This window comes from Rhodoferax sp. GW821-FHT10B06 (genome assembly GCF_059415605.1).
The window spans coordinates 35,969-54,371 of record NZ_JBWKNO010000010.1 but is presented as its reverse complement, the minus strand read 5'-3'; the positions used below and the strand labels follow the sequence as shown (position 1 = coordinate 54,371).

Here is an 18,403-nt window from a genome sequence, read left to right as displayed (position 1 = left end):
GCTTGCGTAGGTTTTTCCTGCGCTAGAGGCCTAAAAAGCCCTTAACTTTCAGTGTTGAAACGCAGTGCCGCCAAGGCTAGCAGGCCGTCGAAAATCAGGTTGTCCACCAGCTCAAATTGCACTGACATGCTGGGCGCCATCTTCCAGCCGGCACCGCCGGTCATGTAGCAAGCCGGCTCCATGCCACAGTGCTGGCGCACGTGCTGCACCATGCGCTCTACCGCGCCGGCGATGGCGTAGGTGCCGCCGCTGGTCAGCGCATCGCTGGTATTGGTGGGGAACAGGCGCACCTCGCCGGTGGGCACGTGCAGGCCGGCCGTACCGGACTCCAGCGCGCGCAGCATGATGCCGTGGCCCGGCAGGATCAGGCCGCCCAGGAACTTGCCGTGTTCGTCGATGGCCTCCACCGTGACCGCGGTGCCCACCATCACCACCACCATGGGTCGGGTCTGCCCCTGGGCCAGCATGCGGTGGCGGGCACCCACCATGGCGACCCAGCGGTCAGCGCCCAGGCGGGTGGGGTGGTCATAGCCATTCGTCAGGCCGGCCTCGGCCGCACTGGCCACGACCCACTGCGGGGCGACGTCCCACAGTTCCATCTGCTCGTGTACGCGGCGCTTGACGGCGTCGCCAGCGACGATGCAGCCCAGCATTCTGTCGGGGGTACTCAGCCCGGCCCAGGGGCCTTCGGCCAGTTTGTCTATGTTCTCCAGGAATTCCGCGCCGTGGGCCAGCAAGGTCGCGCCGGGGTGGGGGGCGGAGTATTGCGACCACTTGAGTCGGGTGTTGCCAATGTCGATGGCGAGAAAACTCATCCTGTGGTCTCCGTGTTCTTTGCGCGCATTATCTGCGTCCACCCAGGGCGGGTGTTCAGCCTTGGCGCCAGGGCAGGCCGTGGAAGCGCCAGCCGCCTTTGCGGCCGCGGTGGGCGTCGCCATCTGGATCGCCTTCGAAGCCTTCCAGGATGTTGTAGGCCTGCAGACCCAGCTCGGCAGCGCGTTTGGCCGCCGCTACGGAGCGCACGCCGCTGCGGCACAGCATGACGGCTTTTTTTCCACCAGCCAGGGCGGCCTGCAGGCCGGCGTCGAAGTCGGGGTTCATGGCCATGCCGGGCCACTGCTTCCAGGCCAGGGGTACTGCTCCCGGTACAAAGCCGACCCATTCGCGTTCGGCGTCGGTGCGCACGTCGATCAGCACGGCTTCACCCGCCTGCCACCAGGCGCAGGCCAGCTGGGGCGACACGTCGCCGGCATAGCCCTGGGCAGCCCGGATGCCGCTGGGCTGGGCGGGTGCATCCGCGTCATGGCGCAGGCCGGAATGCAGGTTGGCGGGCACGGCTTCATCCATGCGTTGGGGGCGGGGGAGGTTTAGGGCGTCCATGGTGGCGGTAAATTCTTCCAGGGTTTTGTGGGCGATGCGGGGGTTATGGGTTTTTTCGGCGCCAATCGTGGAATGGCTTTGGCCGCGGTAGTCGTGGCCGGGCCAGACCATGGTGTCGTCAGGCAGGGCGAACAAGATGTGCGTCAGGCTGTGGTACAGCGCCTGGGTGCTGCCGGACTGGAAGTCGGTGCGGCCGCAGCCGTTGATGAGCAGAGTGTCGCCGGTGAATACATGGTTGCGCCAGACAAAGCTCATGCTGCCCGCGGTATGGCCGGGCGTGTGCAGGGCCTGCAGGGTCTCGCTGCCAAAGCTGAGGAAGTCACCATGCTGCAGCTGTACCGCTGCGCCGGAAATGCCGCAGCCGCTGGGCACGGCGGTTTTGGCGCCGGCATGCTCGGCCAACAGGCCGGCGCTGGTGATGTGGTCGGCATGGGCATGGGTTTCCAGCGTCCATACCAGGGACAGGCCTTGCGCGGCCAGCAAAGCCATGTCGCGCTCCAGCTGGGCATCCACCGGGTCGATGATGGCGGCGGCTTTGCTGGCCGGGTCTACCAGCACATAGGTGTAGGTGCTGGACGCGGGGTCGAAGAGTTGTATGGGTTGCATGGCTTGGAGTGGGTGCGAGCCGGATAGGAGCTATCAGCATAACGCCGAACCTGCATAGTGTTGTAGTTGTGTGAAAAGCGACCTGTGCGGCAAAATCTCACGTAACAAACGGATACATGGGCAGCCCAATTCATACAATGGCCCTGTTGATGGAGATGAGATCGGCCGATACAGCAATTGGATCAAATGAAAGCAAATAGTTCTTTGCGCTCTGAGGTGGCGCCTCGCGGATGGTTTGCCCAGTCAGGCGGATTGCAGCGATGGGTCGCTCAGGAGCGTGCGTGCGCGTGAAGTTATTTGGCCGGCGCCTGGGCGCTGTTTGGGCCGTTGCGGCGCTGGTGTCGGGCGCTTGCATGTCGCGCGCCAATGCAGAGGACAGTGTTGGCGTTTTGGATGTGACGCAACGGCCGTTTGAAGAGCTGCTCGACACCGAAATCATCACCGCTGCCAAGCTTGCCCGGCAGATCAGCGATGCCCCTTCGGCCGTGTCGATTGTGACGGCGCAAGACATCCGGGACTATGGCTACCGCACGCTGGACGACATCCTCAGCAGCATGCGGGGGCTCTACATGGCGCACGACTTCCGTTATGCCTATCTGGGTGGTCGTGGCTATGGCGAGCCTGGCGATTACGCCGGGCGCATTACCTTGCTGATTGACGGCTATGCCGCCCCCGAGAATTATTTTGGCCAAACTTTTTTTGGAGAAGATGGTTTCCTGGACGTAGAGTTGATTGACCGTGTGGAGTACATCCCTGGCACGGGCTCCAGCAGCTACGGCGGCGGTGCATTCTTGGGGGTAATTAACATTATTACCAAGAAGGGCGGCGACTTCGCGGGTGCCCAGGTCGCATTGGATTTCGGTAGCCACCACCTGCAAAAGCAGCGCGTGACGATGGGGCGTCGATTTGAGAACGGCGGGGACTTGCTGCTCTCCATCTCAAATTACCGCAGCAATGGTTATGACATTCCGATTGACCCCGACTCTGACGCCAAAGGCCTGGGCCAGAGAGAGAGCAACCAGCGTCTGTTTATCAAAGGCAGTGTCCAGGGCTGGACGCTGACTGCTGCCATGGTGCGGCGTCCGGTTGCGATACCGGGCAATCCAGAAGACGTCGCCACCGACTCCAGCGGCTTTACCAGCCTGAAAAAGGATTCCGATCTGGGGCCTGGACTCAAGCTGTCCAGCCATGCCTACTTTGGCCAGTATCTCTACCACGCCAATAGCGATGACGGCACCCGGGAGTCCAACGATGGCCGTTGGTGGGGGCTGGACAACAAGCTGGTCAGCAACGCGTTCAATGGACATACCGTGGTGGTGGGCGCCGAGCTGCGCAACGACTATCGACAGCTCTACCAACTCAGCAGCCCGGGCAGCGATCCTTTTGTGGATGACCAGCAGCGCAAAACGGTCAGCCTGTACGCCTATGACGACATCGCGCTGGCGCCCAATTGGCAGCTCAACCTGGGGCTGCGCCACGACCATCGCAACAACGGAACAGGCTTTACCAGTCCACGGATAGCGCTTATCTGGACTCCCGCCCAAGGTAGCATTCTCAAACTATCGACGGGCATCGCCCATTTGCAGCCTACGCCGACTGTCGAGTCGTTTGTGCCGGACGCGGCCATCGAACGCTTGCGCAACACCGAGCTGGTGTGGGAGCAGCAGCTGGCCCCCACAACGCGGCTGATTGCTTCGATCTACAGCTACAACATAGACCGGCGCACCGTCACCTCTCCTATTTCTACCCAAGGTGTGGAAGCCGAGCTGGAGCACCAATGGACCAACGCCATGCGCTTACGTGCCAGCTATGCATGGCAGCGGGCGCGCAAGGATGACGGGACCTGGCCGGTCGACTCGCCCTACCATAACGCGAAGCTCAACATCACCGTGCCTTTGGTGGGCGAAAAGCTCAGGCTAGGAGCGGAGGTGCAGGTTCTGGGGCGTCGTTTACGGTACGACGGTGAGGAGATACCTACTTCCGTCATGACCAACCTGGCCTTGACGTCTCGGGACTGGTGGCCCAATTGGCAGCTGAGCCTGAGCGTGCGCAATGCCTTGAATAGCGGCTACACCGACGTGAAATATAACGGCAACGGTTTGCCGGTCTATCACCGGGATGGCCGCAATATCTGGCTGCAGATCAGCCGGGACTTCAAATGATCCGCCGTATCCTGTTATGGCTGGTCTTTAGTTTGCCGCTGGGCCTTGTGGCCCAAGCGCAAACAGCTCCAGCCGTGCCTGAATACACCATGAAGGCGGCATATATCTATAACTTCGCCTTGCTGACGACCTGGCCCGCATCTTCGTCCAACACCTTTAATTTGTGTTTGTATGGGCAGGACTCTTTTGGCCCTGCGCTGGATGCGCTGAATGGCAAAGAGGTCAGCGGCCAGAAAATCCAGGTGCGGCGCATCGAGCATATTGAAGATGCCTTGCAATGCAGGCTGATTTTTATCAGCGAAACCAGTAACGCCCGTGTGGCCCTGCTGGTGAACACCATTGGTCGAGCCCCCATATTGACCGTGGCCGACGACGGCTTGCCGTGGACTTCGGGGGCCATGATCAGTCTGGCGCCCGAGAATCGCAGGCTGGTTTTTGAAGTCAATGCGGCTGCTACCAAATTGGCAAATCTTCAGCTCAGTTCCAAGCTGTTGAGGTTGGCTTCACGGGTCGTTTCTCCATGAAATTTTGGGATTGGTTTCACGATCAATCTATACAGCGCAAGCTCAGCGGGATCACAGTCATGGTGATCTTGGCCGCCATGCTGCCCATTGTCAGTGTCACCCTGGGGTACGAATACCTGGCAGTACGTCAGGCTGCGTTGAAAGAGTTGCAGGTGCAGGCGGACATCATTCGGGACAATGTTGCAGCCGCGTTGGCCTTTCGGGATCTTTCGGCTGCTAAGGAGGTTCTGGACACCTTGCGTGCATCGCCCAATATTTCCCGTGCCGTGCTGCTGCTGCCTGATGGCAGCTTCTATGCCCAATATATGGCGAATGGCAAGGCTCCCCAGGCGTTGTCGGTGGCGAATCTGGCGGACGGCGAAACCATTTCCTGGAACGGGATGGGGGTGGTGCGCCGTGCATACCTCAAGCACGAGGCCGTTGGTTGGTTGTTGATAGAAAGTAGCTTGGATGCTTTTTATATGCGCATCCAGTGGTATGCGATGGTCATTTTCATCAGCACGCTGGCTGGTGTGGGGTGCGCGCTGTGGCTGGCGCGCCGCCTTATTGCGCGCATCATTGACCCCCTGTCGCGCCTGGTCGCGCTGACCCACCACGTGGCCAATAAAGAGGACTACACCCTGCGTGAAATCGTCGAGAGCAAGGACGAAATTGGCGACCTGTCGCAGGCGTTCAACACCATGCTTTCGCATATCCATGAGCGCGATGTGCGGCTCAACCAGCTGGCCTACTATGACAACGTGACCCGCCTAACCAATCGGCATTATTTCAAGGAGCGGGCCGAGCAGGCTGTGGGAAATGCATTGCGTTATGGTGGTCGCAGCTGCCTTATGTTCGTTGACCTGGATCGGTTCAAGGCAGTGAACGACACCTTGGGGCACGACATGGGCGATGCATTGCTGCGGTCCGTGGCGCAGCGCTTGACCCATACTTTGCGCAACAACGACGTGGTCTGCCGCATCGGCGGAGATGAGTTCGCCGTCATTCTGGAAAACGTCAAAAGCCTGAACGATGTTGCGCTTCTGGCGCAGAAGATGGTCCATGCATTGGCGCAGCCATTTGTGCTGGACGACCATGAGGCCCTGATCGGCGGCAGCATTGGCATCAGCGCCTGCCCGGACCATGCCCACACCATGGCCGAACTGCTGCGCTGTGCAGATATCGCCATGTACCAGGCCAAGTCACTGGGGCGCGGGCAGTTCTGCATCTACCGCACGGATTTTGAGGCGACGGAACAGTAACCCGGCTCAATCCTCCTTGCGCGTCCAGACTGCGAACAGCGCCTTGGCTTTGAACCAGGCGCTGGTGCGCTCGTCCGACAATACGTCCAGAAAGTCCGACAGGCGCTTGGACTTGACCATGGTGTAGACCGTGAGCACGGTGGTCAGCACAAAGGTGATTGCGAAGATCCACAGCCGCCGGTCCAGCGGGGCGTCGGCTTCGGCCAGCAGGTTCATGCCCAGGAAGCCGGTAGTGACGGTGCCGATCAGGCCGAAGATGGTGACCACGGTGAGGCGCACCACGGTGTTGGCCTGGCGGCGCAGGCTGTCGGCCTCAAGGTACTGGTTCATCTCGGCAATGCGCTCCTTCACCTCGGCATACAGCGGATCCAGCCCCAGGTGCTGGGCGCACATCTTGAACAGTGCACGCACTTGGGCCTGTTCGGACACCTCGTGGAACCAGTAGCGGTGGGTGAAGCGCAGAAAGCTGGAGAAGCCGTAACGAATGGCCCGCTTGAAGTGGCGCACGCTGTCGGCGTTGCTGATGTCCAGGTTCTTCAGCGCCTCGGCCATCCGGTCGGAATACATCAGCAGCGCAGCCTTCTGGAAGTGCGCGATCAGAAACACCAGGAAATGCTGGTGCCGGAACTGCGCCAGCACACCCCGGTCGCGGCATGTGTAGAAGCTGCTGCCCGCCTCGCCCAGCACCACCATGGCGTGGCCGTTGCACAGATAGCGGGTATTGGGCGCAGCACCACCCTCGGCCCAGAAGCGGTCGTAGCAGTACTTTTTCTCGAAGTCGGCCAGGTGCTGCTCGCCGTAAGGCAGCTCGCAACTGCCCGCAGGCTCGTGTGCCCCGGAGCCGGTAACCAGGCCCAGGCGGATGAAATCGCTGCGGCTGAGGTCGCGTGGCCGGTCCAGTGCCAGGTAGGCCATCAAGGGCATGCGGTAATACTCGATCTGGCGAAAGCGCAGCGGCCCTTCGTGGTCGGAATGGTCACCCACCAGGGGCTGCATCACATAGTCCCAGTGGGCCGACAGGCGCGGCGCACGGCGCGTGCTGACGTGGGACAAAAACGCGTCGCGCTCATGCGCATCGGAGGCGGCCAGCACCTGGCCCTGGGCGTCCAGCCATTCGGCGCGGGCCAGGCAGTGCAGGGCCTGGCCTTGCGCGTCCCAGCCAGCCGGGTAGGCGCGGCCAAAGCGGTAGAGCAGCTCCTGGGCCTGGGCCAGTTCCAGGTGCTGGGCCGTCACTTCTACGTTCAGTAGCACCAGGTCCACGTCCAGAAAGAAATACAGGTCTACGTGCACGATGTCCAGCGTGATGGGCGCGTCGCCGGGGCGCGGCACCACGCGCACAGCGGCAATGTCGTGGCGGCGGAAGACCCGCATGGGCGAGCCGTGGGATACGCCCGGTGCGCCATGCTTGGGCCGGCCTTCACCGTATAGAAAGCGCTGCACATAGGGCAAAAAGCTGACGAACTCGTTGTAGTGCCGCTCGTGGAAGCGGCTGCTGTCGCCGGTGAACTCGTCCACCACCTCGCGCCAGGGCGATGTGTCGCCCATGCTGGCCAGCAGCTCCCAGGGCTTGGCCACACCACCTTCTTGGCCCCGCACCGGCATCAGGCGCACGGGCCAGAGCAGGGCCTGCTGTAAATGTTCTACGCGGGGGGCTGGGATAGCGGGCATGGTGTGTGCTGCAACGTGGATGCGTTGCACACAGTGTAGGCCGCTGCGCAGCCTGCGGGGCTGGGAAATTCCAGGCTTGCAGTTGGCTCCTGTTTGCTATATAAAAAATAGCTGCTAGCGCACGTGATATCTGCGCTAGCGGCCTATTTTTTATAAATTTAGCTGCTGGCCAGCAGGCTGCGCGCCACGGCCTCTGCGACCTTGATGCCGTCCACCCCGGCCGACAAGATGCCTCCAGCGTAGCTGGCGCCTTCGCCCGCCGGGTACAGGCCGCGCACGTTCAGGCTTTGGAAGTCTTCATCGCGGGTCATTTTGAGGGGTGAGGAGGTGCGCGTTTCCACGCCGGTCAGCACTGCGTCGGGCAGGTCAAAGCCTTTGATCTTGCGGCCAAACACCGGCAGCGCCTCGCGGATGGCGGCAATCGCATAGCCGGGCAGGGCTGCATGCAGGTCGCCCAGTAGCACGCCGGGCTTGTACGAGGGCTCCACGCTGCCCAGCTGGGTAGACGCGCGCCCGGCGATGAAGTCGCCGACCAACTGGCCCGGCGCCTGGTAGCTGCTGCCGCCCAGCACATAGGCGTTGGATTCCAGCTGGCGTTGCAGCACGATGCCGGCCAGCGGGTGCACTTGTTGGCCGGGGCCGGGCGCGGGCGGTGCCACATCGCCCAGCGTGGCGGCCCAGGCTGCCGGGTCGAGCGGGTAGTCTTCCGGCGTGATGCCGACCACGATGCCGGCATTGGCATTGCGCTCGTTGCGCGAGTACTGGCTCATGCCGTTGGTGACCACGCGGCCTGGCTCGCTGGTGGCGGCCACCACCGTGCCGCCGGGGCACATGCAGAAGCTGTAGACAGCGCGGCCGCGTCCTTCACCATGTTGTGCGTGGTGCACCAGCTTGTAGTCGGCCGCACCCAGCAGTGGGTGGCCGGCATGCTGGCCCCAGCGGGCGCGGTCGATCAGGCCCTGCGGGTGTTCGATGCGGAAGCCGATGGAGAAGGGCTTGGCCTCCATGTACACGCCGCGCGCGTGCAGCATCTGGAAGGTGTCGCGCGAGCTGTGGCCTAGGGCCAGCACCACCTGGTCGGCGCGCAGCTGGTAGCTCTGGCCGGTGGCCTGGTCCAACACGGTGAGGCCGCGCATGTGTCCATCTTCGATCTGCACGTCGGTCACGCGTTGCTCGAAACGGATTTCGCCGCCCAGGGCGATGATCTGCTCGCGCAGGTTCTCCACCACTTTCACCAGTTTGAAGGTGCCGATGTGCGGGTGCGCGGCGATCAGGATTTCCTCTGGCGCGCCGGCCTTGACGAACTCGCGCATCACCTTGCGGCCCAGATGCCGCGGGTCCTTGATCTGGCTGTACAGCTTGCCGTCCGAGAAGGTGCCGGCACCGCCCTCGCCAAACTGCACATTGCTCTCGGGCTTGAGCACGCTCTTGCGCCACAGGCCCCAGGTATCCTGGGTGCGCTGGCGCACCGTGGTGCCGCGCTCCAGCACGATGGGTTTAAAGCCCATCTGCGCCAGCACCAGCGCCGCAAAGATGCCGCAGGGGCCAAAGCCCACCACCACCGGGCGTACGGGCAGATCGGCGGGGGCCTGGCCTACCGGGTAGTAGGCCATGTCGGGCGCGGGGCGCAGGTGCGGGTTGTCCGGGTGGCGGCGCAGCAGGTCGGCTTCTTGAGCGGCATCCACCAGCGCCACGTCCACGATGTAGACCTGCATCAGCGTGGCTTTGCGCGCGTCGAAGCTGCGCTTGTGGATGGTGAAGTGGGCGATTTGCGCCGGAGCCAGGCCCAGGGTGTGAGCCACCAGGGCAGGCAGCGCGTCCTCGGCGTGGTCGAGGGGGAGTTTGAGTTCGGAAATGCGGATCATGGGGTGCCTAAAGGCTTGTAGTTATCAAGCAAGAGGGGGCGATTTTACGAGAGCAGGGTGGATTCAGCCATGTACTGTGCGCGAGTCTGGAGGGGCCTGCTCCCGGTCGTGCATGCCGTAGTCGCGCACCACCTGGGCCACGCGCAACCGGTAGCCGGCAAATATCTTTTGCCGCCCGGCCTGCTGCGCCTGGCGGTGGTTGTCCAGGGCGCGCCACTGCTTGACGGCCTCCTCGTCGCGCCAGAAGGACAGCGACAGCAGCTTACCGGGCTGGCTGAGGCTGCTGAAGCGCTCGACGGAGATGAAGCCGTCCATCGCCTCCAGCTGCGGGCGCAAGGCTGCGGCGGTGTCCAGGTAGGCATCGAGCTGGCCGTCGCGCGGTTCGACCTCGAAAATCACCGCGATCATGCTGCGCCCTCCACGGCGTGTGCCGCGATACCCAGGGTGCCGTCCACCACTTCGACAAAGCTGCGTTCCTCGCGCAGGATGAATTTGTGGGTCTGGGCGAAGGCGAAGTTGGCGCGGCCCTCGGTATCGGTTTTCAGGCGGGCCCGGTAGCGCTCGTAGGAGGCCAGCGAGTCGAAGGCGATCAGGCCCCAGGCCTCGTAGTTACTGCCTTCCAGTGGCAGGAAGTAGCCCACCAGGTGGCCGCCGCAGCGGGGGATGATGCGGCCCCAGTTTTCGGCGTATTGCTGGAAGGCATCGCGTTGGAACGGGTCGATTTCATAGCGTATGCAGCAGGTGATGGTCATGGGAGTGCTTTCAGTGGAGATGCTCCAAAGATAGTGGCTTGACGCCATGAAACGGTTCGCTGAAGATCGAACCATGAAAGACGGACCCAGCATTGCCCGCGTCGCCGCGCTCATCGGCGACCACGCCCGCGCCGAGGTGCTCACCGCCCTCATGGCAGACCGCGCGCTCACCGCCACCGAGCTGGCCGGCATTGCCGGCGTGACCAAGCAGACCATCAGCGCGCATCTGGCCAAGCTGGTGGAGGCCGGTCTGGTGGCCGTGGACAGCCAGGGCCGGCACCGCTACTTCCGCCTGGCGGACCACGACGTGGCGCATTTGCTGGAGTCGCTGATGGGCGTGGCTTTCCGTACCGGCGCGGTGCGCCTGCGCTCCAGCCCGCGCGAGCCGGCCCTGCGCAAGGCGCGCATCTGCTACGACCATCTTGCCGGTGAAATGGGTGTGCTGGCCTACGAGGCCTTGCTGGGCCGGCAGCTGTTGCAGGCCCAGGCTAGTGGTGTGCAGCTCACAAAGTCAGGCTACGGCTGGTTTACCGCGCTGGGTGTGGATGCGGCGGCTGCTCAGGCGCAAAAGCGCGCTTTTTGCCGGCCCTGTCTGGACTGGGGCGAGCGCCGCCACCATCTGGGTGGCGCCTTGGGGGCGGCATTGCTGCAGCGCATTTATGCATTGGGCTGGGCTCGGCGCGATGCGGATTCACGTGTGATCCGCTTCACACCGCCGGGCGAACAGGCGTTTCGTGCGCTGATGGCCTAATTAGGCCGCCGGCGCTTAGCCGGCGCGTACGACACCGCAGGCGATGCGCGGGCCGGAGTTGCCTGTGGGCTGGGTGGTGTAGTCGTCCGCATCGCGGTGCACGATCAGGCCGTGGCCCACAACGTCGTGCGGGCCGCTGCCCACCGACAGGCTGGTGGACTCAAAACTGAATTTCGCCACGCCTTGGGCATCGGCTTGCAGGCTGGGCAAGTCGCCCGCGTGGTGCATGGCGCTGCTGGCTGCCCCGTGGGCGTGGCCGTCAGGATTGAAGTGGCCGCCGGCGCTCATGCCGTCACCGCTGGAGCAGTCACCCTTTTCGTGCAGGTGAAAGCCCAGCGTGGCGTTGGGCGCCAGGCCGCTGATGTTGCCGCTGACCAGCACCTTGCCTGGCAACTGCTTGAATTGCACAGTGCCGGTGGCGGTATTGCCTTTGGTGGGCTGCAAGGGGGCGCTGGCCACGGGCGCCGGTGGCGTGCTGGCGCAGGCGGCGAGCAGGCCGATGGAGGCAAGAGCGTAAAACAGGTGGTGGCGCATGGCGGACTCCTTGGGCATTGCGGGTTGATAAGCAGCCTGCATGCTAAACCCAATGCGTCGGCCTCAGGAAGCTGTCAGGGCTTCTGAAGGGGATATTGACCGCATCTCAAATGGGCGCGCGGCTGGGCGTCAGGAGGCGTGTCGCCGCCACACCAAGAGCCGCTCCCGGATATCTTCTTCATCCTGTTGGGCTTGCAATGGTTTGACCAAATCGCTGCGGCTGACGATGCCGACCAGGCGCTGTGATTGGTGGTCGGCCAGCACGGGCAGGCGCTCCAGCCCGTGTGCCGCCATGCGCCGGGCTGCCGTGCGGCAGGTTTCCTCCGGCAAGGCGGATACAGGTGTTGCCTGGGGGAACAGATCACTTGCAAGCTGCGCCGCGGGGGCTGGGTTTGCCAAGGTATGGATGTCCAGCATGCCTACGTAGCGGCCATCGGCCTGGACTACGGCAAAGGCGCGGTGCTGCTGTTGGGCGCCAAACCAGCGTTCTGGAATGTCGGTTAGCGGCGTGCTGGCCGGTATGGTCTGCACCTGGCGGGTCATGGCTTCATCGACGCGGGTACGTTCCAGCGGGTCCACACCGTATTCGCGGTGTACGTGGCGGCCCCGGCGGTCCAGGCGCTCGGTCATGATGGAGCGGCGCATCAGTAGCACGCTCAGGCCGTGCGACACCGTGCATGCCAGCAGCAGCGGCAGCAGGGCGTTCACGTCGCCCGTCAAGCCGACAGCAAAGACCGTGGCCGTCAGCGGTGCACCCAGCGCACAGGCCAGCATGGCTGCCATGCCCACCAAGGGCCACACCGCGGCGTCCGTGCCTGTCCAACCGTGCGCCAGCACCGCGCCCATACCCGCTCCCAGCATCAGCAGCGGCGCCAGCACGCCACCCGAAGTGCCCGAGGCCAGGGCGATCACCCAGATGATGACCTTGACCGCCAGCAGGGCCAGTATGCTGGCCAGCACCAGGCGCTGGTTCAGCAGGTCGCTGATCACGTCGTAACCCACGCCCAGGGACCGGGGCTGCAGCCAACCGCCCAGACCCACGGCCAGACCCCCGATGGCCGGCCACCACATCCAATGCAAGGGCAGGCGGTGGAAGGCGTCCTCCATCGCATACAGCGCGTTGGACAGGCCGGCCGCCAGCACCGCGGCCAGCAGCCCCAGCAGCACGCAGGCGAGTAGGGTCGGCCAGCTGGCGACCTGGGTTTGCAGTGGAAACAAGGGCCCGGCCTCCAGCAGCAGTGGCCGCACAAAGCCCGCCACGGCGCATGCGATGGAGACGGCTAGCAGGCTGCGCGGGCGCAGCTCAAACAGCAGTAGCTCCACGCCCAGCAGAACGGCGGCCACAGGGGTTCCAAACACGGCCGTCATGCCCGCCGTAGCGCCCGCGACCAGCAGGGTCTTGCGTTCCGATGCCGACAGGTGGAAGAGCTGGGCCAGCAGCGAGCCCAGGGCGCCGCCGGTCATGATGATGGGGCCTTCGGCGCCGAAGGGGCCGCCCGAACCTATAACGATGCCCGACGCCAGCGGCTTGAGTACGGCGACCTTGGCCGACATGCGGCTGCGGGCAAACAAGATGACTTCAATCGCTTCAGGAATGCCGTGGCCGCGGATTTTTTCCGAGCCAAACCTGGCCATCAGGCCGACCAGCAAACCACCGACCACCGGGGGCAGGATGCTCCATGCGCCGAGGCGGTTTGCTGCGGGTGACTGGTCTGCAGTGGATAGCGTCTGGAAGAAAAATAGATTGGTGCAGGTGTGGATCAGCGTCAGCAGCAGCCAGGCCGCCAAGGCGCCCAACACGCCTACGGGAACGGCCAGGCTGGCGGTTAGCAGCATGCGCCGGTCTGCGGCGTAATCACGGTTGGGGGTCGCGGTGTGGTCCATATCAGTTTGCTGTTGTGCTGGCCGAGCCCAGGTGGGCCAGGCTGGTTTCGTACAAGGCGGCCATCACATCGGTTTGCGTGACCATGCCCACCAGGCGGCGCTGGGCGTTGACTACCGGTATGTGGTGCAAGCCCGCATCGGCCATCAGCGACACCAGCTCGCCCAGCGGCGTGGTGTCAAAGGCCGTGGTGACCGGTGTGGTCATGATCTGGCCCACCACCTCGGCCTTGCTGGAGTGCGTGTGCGGGGTGCGCAGCAGCAGGGCACGCAGCCGCGTGGACAGGCCTGGATAGCCATGGTCATCAATCTGGCGCAAAAAGCTGGAGCGCGTGACGATGCCGATAACCCGTCGCGCCCGGTCCAGCACAGGCAGGGCTTGCACCTGGTGGGTGTGCATGCTGTCCCAGGCTTCGGCCAGCTCGGTGGCGAACTCGGCGGACAGCACATCCTTGGACATGATGTCGCTGCATTGTTTGGCACCAAAGCGCCGGCGAAAGGCCTGTGTTTCCGTGCGGTGGAATAGCGCTTCCAGGTCGTCAAAGCTCACGTCCAGCACCTGGTTGTAGTCCTTCAGCACGGTCTGCAGGTCTTCAGGCGTGAAGCCCAGGCGAGCGGTGGGTACGGCATCGCTGGTGTGGTGCGGATGCGGGGCGTCGGCGCGCTGGGTGTGTGGGTAGCGGCGGCCGGTGACTTTGTTGTAGAGCAACGCCGTCAGCAGCAGGAGTGCCGTGTTCAGCGCCACCGGATTGGCAACGAAGCCATAGCCTGCTGCATGGATTTGTGGCCCGCCCAGCACGGCGGTCAGTGCCACCGCACCGCTGGGCGGATGCAGGCATCTCAGCCAGAACATGGCTGCGATGGACAGGCTGATGGCAAGGGCTGCCGCCGCCACCGGCATGGGGATGAGCTTGGCGCAGCTGACGCCGATGACAGCTGCGAGCAGATTACCCCCGGTAATGGACCAGGGTTGTGCCAACGGGCTGGCCGGCTGGGCAAACAGCAGCACGGCTGATGCGCCCATGGGCGCGATCAGCCAGGCGGCGGCCAGGGTCAGACCCATGGCCTGGGTGCTGAGCCAGCCGGTCAGTGCGATGCCGATCAATGCACCCAGGCTGGCCCGCAGCCGCTCGGCGTTGTTGACCGAGGTGGTCGCGGGGTAGAGGTTCAACAGCCACAATGGAGGGGAGAGCTTCATGCGATATGGATGCCACACAAAACTGTAATTACATCACATTGTGATGTAATTACCTGCCTTGACCGAACCTATGCCCCCACGCCCCAAGACCCTTGCCAAAGCCGACTACGAGGCTCTATCGGAATTCCGCTACCAGCTGCGCCGGTTTCTGCGTTTCAGTGAGGACGCCGCCCAGTCCGAAGGACTGACTCCGCTGCAGTACCAGTTGCTATTGCATATCAAGGGCTATCCAGGGCGCGAATGGGCCACGGTGGGCGAGCTGGCCGAGCGGTTGCAGACCCAGCAGCATGGTGTGGTGGCACTGGTGTCGCGCTGTGAGGCAGCCGAGCTGGTGACCCGCTCAGCCAGCGCTGTGGACCGGCGGCAAGTGGAGGTGCGGCTGACGTCCAAGGGCGATACCTGCTTGCGCCGCTTGGCCGAGCTGCACCACAAGGAGCTGCAGTCACTCAGCGGTGGCTTTCAGGTGGCAAATATTTCGGCGTTCAACGACCAGTTGTGAAGCTGGCGTATGTATTTCTACGCCACCTGGTGCCTGAGTAGCGACTTGTAAAGGCTGTGTGATCGGCTTGCGTGGCTTTGTATGTGACGGGTAAACTTCCATTCACGCCTGCGCAGCCACGCAGAGGCCGCTTCCTTATCTACCAACCAGCCGGGGACGTATGAGTATTCAGCGTACAAATGGCGTATCCAGATATGCCCAAGTGCTTGCAGCACGCGCCTCCGGCAGCAATATCGACAAGTATGGGGTGGTGGGGGCTGCGGCCATTGGTGTGACCGATGCCGTCGCGCAAGGCGTGCAGAGGCTGGGGAACGGCATCAAGTCGGTGGCGCAAAGCACCGTCAATCTCGAAAACGCAGTGCAGTCGGTATACAAGGGTGTGAGCCGTGGGGGACTCGCATCTGCCAGTGCCATTGCGGCCTATTCCACCGGAGCCGCCGCAGTGGTCAAGAACACGCTCAGCAAATTGGTGTGACCACAGGGGACGGCGCCCCTGCTTCTTTTGATCAATTGGCCAGCAACTGGCGCAGCACAAATGGCAGGATGCCGCCGTGTTGGTAGTAGTCCACCTCAATAGGTGTATCGATGCGCAGGCGTACGGCTACGTTTTGCTGCGTGCCATTGGCGCGGTGGATCACCAGCTGCACATCCATTTGTGGCTGCAGCGCGCCGTCTACCAGCACGTCAATGGTTTCGTCGCCGCGCAGGCCCAGGCTTTGCCAGCTGTCGTCTCCTTTGAACTGCAGCGGCAGTACGCCCATGCCCACCAGGTTGGCGCGGTGGATGCGCTCAAAGCTGCGGGCAATCACGGCTTTGATGCCCAGCAGCTGCGTGCCCTTGGCCGCCCAGTCGCGGGACGAACCAGTGCCGTATTCCTCGCCGCCAAACACCACGGTGGGCACACCTGCCGCCATGTACTTTTGCGCCGCGTCGTAGATGAACAGCTTCTCGCCGCTGGGTTGGTGCAGCGTCAGCCCGCCTTCGACCTGTGAACCGTTGGCGTCTAGTGGCAGCATCAGATTCTTGATGCGCACGTTGGCGAAGGTGCCGCGCACCATTACGTCGTGGTTGCCGCGGCGCGAGCCGTAGCTGTTGAAGTCGGCTTTGGGCACCCCGTTGGCCAGCAGCCACTGGCCGGCCGGTGATTTCTCGGCAATCGAGCCAGCCGGCGAGATGTGGTCGGTGGTGATGGAGTCGCCAAACAGCGCCATGGGGCGCGCACCGGTAAAGCCCGCGGCTGCTACGGCGGGCTGTTGGGTGAAGCCGCCAAAGAAGGGCGGTTCGGCAATGTAGGTGGACTGCGGCCAGTTGTAGACCTGGCCGGTGACGCCCTGGATGCTGCTCCACAGCGCACCGGGTTCGGCTTTGACCTTGTCGTAGTTGGCGCGGAAGGACTGGGCGTTCATGGCGTAGTGCAGTTTTTCGTCTATCTCAGCCATGCTGGGCCAGACGTCGCGCAGGTACACGTCTTGGCCGTTGCTGCCCTTGCCCAGTGGCTGGGTGGCCAGATCGGTCATGACATTGCCCGTGATGGCATAGGCCACCACCAGCGGAGGCGAGGCCAGGAAGTTGGCCTTCAGGTTGGGGTGGATGCGGGCTTCGAAGTTGCGGTTGCCCGACAGCACGGCAGCACACACCAGCTTGTTGCCAGTGATGGCAGCATTGATTTCGGGTGTGAGGTCACCTGCATTGCCAATGCAGGTGGTGCAGCCATAGCCCGCCAGGTAGAAGCCCAGCTTTTCCAGGTAGGGCAGCAGGCCGGCTTTTTCCAGATATTCAGTGACGATGCGCGAGCCGGGTGCCAACGAGGTCTTGATGTGCGGCAGCACTGTCAGGCCGGCTTCTACAGCTTTTTGGGCCAGCAGGCCTGCGGCCAGCATGACGCTGGGGTTGGAGGTGTTGGTGCAGGAGGTGATGGCGGCAATCAGCACGTCGCCGTTGCCGATGTCTACGCCGCCGCCCGAGGGCAGGGGGTAGCGCGACAGCAGGGTTTCGGCCGGCTGGTTGAAGCCGTTGGCTTCATTGGGTTGGCTGTACAGCGTGCTGAAGGTGCTTGAGAGCTTGTCCAGATCGATGCGGTCCTGCGGACGCTTGGGGCCGGCCAGGCTGGGGACGACGGTGCCCAGGTCCAATCGCACGACTTTGCTGTAGTCGATATCGCCCGGGTTGGGCATGCCGAACAGGCCTTGTGCCTTGTAGTAGGCCTCGAACAAGGCAATTTCGGCATCGGTGCGGCCCGTACCCTTGAAGTAGGCCACGGTCTTGTCATCCACGGGGAAGAAGCCCATGGTGGCGCCATATTCCGGTGCCATATTGCCAATGGTGGCGCGGTCCGGCACGGGGATGGACGCCGCGCCAGGGCCGAAGAATTCGACAAACTTGCCCACCACCTTCTCGGCGCGCAGTATGTTGGTGACAAACAGCACCAGGTCGGTGGCGGTTACGCCCTCGCGCAGCGTGCCGGTCAGCTCGAAGCCCACCACGTCCGGTGTCAGCATGTACACCGGCTGGCCCAGCATGGCCGCTTCAGCCTCGATGCCGCCCACCCCCCAACCCACCACGCCGATGCCGTTGATCATGGTGGTGTGGCTGTCGGTACCGACCAGCGAGTCGGGGTAGTACACCGGCGCGGCGGCCGTGTCCTTGGGGTTTTTGTAGACACCGCGTGCCAGGTATTCCAGGTTCACCTGGTGCACGATGCCAAAGCCGGGCGGCACCACGCGGAAGGTGTCAAAGGCCTGCATGCCCCATTTCATGAACTGGTAGCGTTCGTGGTTGCGCTGGAATTCCAGCCTCATGTTCAGGTCCAGCGCCTGGGGGGTGCCGTAGTAGTCCACCATCACCGAGTGGTCTACCACCAGGTCTACCGGCACCAGCGGCTCTATGGTCTTGGGGCTTTGTCCCAGCGATGCGGCTACGCTGCGCATGGCGGCCAGGTCGGCCAGCAGGGGGATGCCGGTGAAGTCCTGCAGCACCACGCGGGTTACGACAAAGGGGATTTCATCGGTGCGCTCGGCAGTGGGGGACCAGTGCGCCAATTGCGCCACGTGCTCGGGCGTCACCTTTTTGCCGTCGCAGTTGCGCAGCACCGATTCGAGCACGATGCGTACAGATACCGGAAGTCGATTTACGCTGGGGAACCGCTTGGCCAGCTCCGGCAGCGACCAGTACTGGCCGGACTCACCCGTAGCGGTGGTGAATGTTTGCAGGGCGGGCGCGAACGCGTGGGGAGATGGGGCTGTCATGGAGGCTCCTGTTTTTTGACACAGGTTCCAACATAGCAGGCTTCGATGAACCTGGTTGTCAGCAGGGATGCCGTTTACCGACGGCGGTGGTCGGTGC

The 18,403-nt window shown here is 63.4% G+C and carries 16 protein-coding genes and 1 pseudogene; 6 read left to right on the top strand and 11 right to left on the bottom strand.

Annotation, left to right across the window (positions count from 1 at the left end):
* Window positions 1–41: 41 nt before the first annotated feature.
* From AC07O2_RS16235 to AC07O2_RS16225, 3 genes and pseudogenes are all read right to left on the bottom strand, one after another.
* Window positions 42–815, bottom strand: a complete 774-nt coding sequence (locus AC07O2_RS16235) for a type III pantothenate kinase (RefSeq protein WP_495076785.1) — start codon at window positions 813–815, stop codon at window positions 42–44.
* Between the two features lie 55 nt (window positions 816–870).
* Window positions 871–1,347, bottom strand: coding sequence for a rhodanese-like domain-containing protein (locus tag AC07O2_RS16230; protein ID WP_495076907.1), 477 nt, complete (start codon window positions 1,345–1,347; stop codon window positions 871–873).
* A 138-nt stretch (window positions 1,348–1,485) separates the two neighbouring features.
* Window positions 1,486–1,986: pseudogene (locus AC07O2_RS16225) on the bottom strand (MBL fold metallo-hydrolase); the annotation flags it as partial.
* Window positions 1,987–2,267: 281 nt separating this feature from the next.
* Between AC07O2_RS16225 and AC07O2_RS16220 the strand changes: the two are divergent.
* Genes AC07O2_RS16220 through AC07O2_RS16210 form a run of 3 tightly spaced genes read left to right on the top strand, consistent with a single transcriptional unit; the run spans window position 2,268 to window position 5,913 of the window.
* Window positions 2,268–4,148, top strand: a complete 1,881-nt coding sequence (locus AC07O2_RS16220; RefSeq protein WP_495076784.1) for a TonB-dependent receptor plug domain-containing protein — start codon at window positions 2,268–2,270, stop codon at window positions 4,146–4,148.
* Window positions 4,145–4,672 carry a YfiR family protein gene (locus AC07O2_RS16215; protein ID WP_495076783.1) on the top strand — a complete coding sequence of 176 codons (528 nt, stop codon included), beginning with the start codon at window positions 4,145–4,147 and terminating at the stop codon, window positions 4,670–4,672. Before AC07O2_RS16220 ends, AC07O2_RS16215 begins: the two co-directional genes overlap by 4 nt.
* Window positions 4,673–4,731: 59 nt before the next feature.
* A complete protein-coding gene (locus AC07O2_RS16210) occupies window positions 4,732–5,913 on the top strand; it encodes a diguanylate cyclase domain-containing protein (RefSeq protein WP_495076782.1) in 1,182 nt (393 codons plus the stop codon).
* 6 nt (window positions 5,914–5,919) lie between these two features.
* On the opposite strand, the gene AC07O2_RS16205 is transcribed toward AC07O2_RS16210, so the two are convergent.
* From AC07O2_RS16205 to AC07O2_RS16190, 4 genes are all read right to left on the bottom strand, one after another.
* Window positions 5,920–7,581, bottom strand: a complete 1,662-nt coding sequence (locus tag AC07O2_RS16205; RefSeq protein ID WP_495076781.1) for a hypothetical protein — start codon at window positions 7,579–7,581, stop codon at window positions 5,920–5,922.
* A gap of 158 nt (window positions 7,582–7,739) precedes the next feature.
* Window positions 7,740–9,446 carry an NAD(P)/FAD-dependent oxidoreductase gene (locus AC07O2_RS16200; protein ID WP_495076780.1) on the bottom strand — a complete coding sequence of 569 codons (1,707 nt, stop codon included), beginning with the start codon at window positions 9,444–9,446 and terminating at the stop codon, window positions 7,740–7,742.
* A 63-nt stretch (window positions 9,447–9,509) separates the two neighbouring features.
* Window positions 9,510–9,854, bottom strand: coding sequence for an antibiotic biosynthesis monooxygenase family protein (locus tag AC07O2_RS16195; protein WP_495076779.1), 345 nt, complete (start codon window positions 9,852–9,854; stop codon window positions 9,510–9,512).
* On the bottom strand, window positions 9,851–10,198 hold the full coding sequence (locus tag AC07O2_RS16190) for an NIPSNAP family protein (RefSeq protein WP_495076778.1): 348 nt from the start codon (window positions 10,196–10,198) through the stop codon (window positions 9,851–9,853). Before AC07O2_RS16190 ends, AC07O2_RS16195 begins: the two co-directional genes overlap by 4 nt.
* 73 nt (window positions 10,199–10,271) lie before the next feature.
* Between AC07O2_RS16190 and AC07O2_RS16185 the strand changes: the two genes are divergently transcribed.
* Entirely contained in the window at window positions 10,272–10,949 is a 678-nt protein-coding gene (locus tag AC07O2_RS16185; RefSeq protein ID WP_495076777.1) for an ArsR/SmtB family transcription factor, read from the top strand.
* A 15-nt stretch (window positions 10,950–10,964) separates the two neighbouring features.
* Here the strand turns inward: AC07O2_RS16185 and AC07O2_RS16180 are convergent, their stop codons facing one another.
* The 3 genes from AC07O2_RS16180 to AC07O2_RS16170 form a co-directional block, all read right to left on the bottom strand.
* A complete protein-coding gene (locus AC07O2_RS16180; protein ID WP_495076776.1) occupies window positions 10,965–11,483 on the bottom strand; it encodes a superoxide dismutase family protein in 519 nt (172 codons plus the stop codon).
* A 129-nt stretch (window positions 11,484–11,612) separates the two neighbouring features.
* Entirely contained in the window at window positions 11,613–13,367 is a 1,755-nt protein-coding gene (locus tag AC07O2_RS16175) for a chloride channel protein (protein ID WP_495076775.1), read from the bottom strand.
* Between the two features lies 1 nt (window position 13,368).
* Window positions 13,369–14,562 carry an HPP family protein gene (locus tag AC07O2_RS16170; RefSeq protein WP_495076774.1) on the bottom strand — a complete coding sequence of 398 codons (1,194 nt, stop codon included), beginning with the start codon at window positions 14,560–14,562 and terminating at the stop codon, window positions 13,369–13,371.
* Window positions 14,563–14,632: 70 nt separating this feature from the next.
* On the opposite strand from AC07O2_RS16170, the gene AC07O2_RS16165 reads away from it, so the two are divergent.
* Together AC07O2_RS16165 and AC07O2_RS16160 are read left to right on the top strand one after the other, a co-directional pair.
* On the top strand, window positions 14,633–15,061 hold the full coding sequence (locus tag AC07O2_RS16165) for a MarR family winged helix-turn-helix transcriptional regulator (protein ID WP_495076773.1): 429 nt from the start codon (window positions 14,633–14,635) through the stop codon (window positions 15,059–15,061).
* A 202-nt stretch (window positions 15,062–15,263) separates the two neighbouring features.
* Complete coding sequence (locus AC07O2_RS16160; RefSeq protein WP_495076772.1) at window positions 15,264–15,536, top strand: hypothetical protein; 273 nt, start codon at window positions 15,264–15,266, stop codon at window positions 15,534–15,536.
* A gap of 31 nt (window positions 15,537–15,567) precedes the next feature.
* On the opposite strand, the gene acnA is transcribed toward AC07O2_RS16160, so the two are convergent.
* Window positions 15,568–18,306, bottom strand: a complete 2,739-nt coding sequence (gene acnA / locus AC07O2_RS16155) for an aconitate hydratase AcnA (RefSeq protein WP_495076771.1) — start codon at window positions 18,304–18,306, stop codon at window positions 15,568–15,570.
* Window positions 18,307–18,403 lie beyond the last annotated feature (97 nt).

Excerpts from the sequence above, each read along its gene's own strand:
- AC07O2_RS16235 (WP_495076785.1), bottom strand. The coding sequence starts at position 815 with ATGAGTTTTCTCGCCATCGACATTGGCAACACCCGACTCAAGTGGTCG.
- AC07O2_RS16230 (WP_495076907.1), bottom strand. The coding sequence starts at position 1,347 with ATGGATGAAGCCGTGCCCGCCAACCTGCATTCCGGCCTGCGCCATGAC.
- AC07O2_RS16215 (WP_495076783.1), top strand. The coding sequence starts at position 4,145 with ATGATCCGCCGTATCCTGTTATGGCTGGTCTTTAGTTTGCCGCTGGGC.
- AC07O2_RS16210 (WP_495076782.1), top strand. The coding sequence starts at position 4,732 with ATGGTGATCTTGGCCGCCATGCTGCCCATTGTCAGTGTCACCCTGGGG.
- AC07O2_RS16205 (WP_495076781.1), bottom strand. The coding sequence starts at position 7,581 with ATGCCCGCTATCCCAGCCCCCCGCGTAGAACATTTACAGCAGGCCCTG.
- AC07O2_RS16200 (WP_495076780.1), bottom strand. The coding sequence starts at position 9,446 with ATGATCCGCATTTCCGAACTCAAACTCCCCCTCGACCACGCCGAGGAC.
- AC07O2_RS16195 (WP_495076779.1), bottom strand. The coding sequence starts at position 9,854 with ATGATCGCGGTGATTTTCGAGGTCGAACCGCGCGACGGCCAGCTCGAT.
- AC07O2_RS16190 (WP_495076778.1), bottom strand. The coding sequence starts at position 10,198 with ATGACCATCACCTGCTGCATACGCTATGAAATCGACCCGTTCCAACGC.
- AC07O2_RS16185 (WP_495076777.1), top strand. The coding sequence starts at position 10,272 with ATGAAAGACGGACCCAGCATTGCCCGCGTCGCCGCGCTCATCGGCGAC.
- AC07O2_RS16180 (WP_495076776.1), bottom strand. The coding sequence starts at position 11,483 with ATGCGCCACCACCTGTTTTACGCTCTTGCCTCCATCGGCCTGCTCGCC.
- AC07O2_RS16175 (WP_495076775.1), bottom strand. The coding sequence starts at position 13,367 with ATGGACCACACCGCGACCCCCAACCGTGATTACGCCGCAGACCGGCGC.
- AC07O2_RS16170 (WP_495076774.1), bottom strand. The coding sequence starts at position 14,562 with ATGAAGCTCTCCCCTCCATTGTGGCTGTTGAACCTCTACCCCGCGACC.
- AC07O2_RS16165 (WP_495076773.1), top strand. The coding sequence starts at position 14,633 with ATGCCCCCACGCCCCAAGACCCTTGCCAAAGCCGACTACGAGGCTCTA.
- acnA (WP_495076771.1), bottom strand. The coding sequence starts at position 18,306 with ATGACAGCCCCATCTCCCCACGCGTTCGCGCCCGCCCTGCAAACATTC.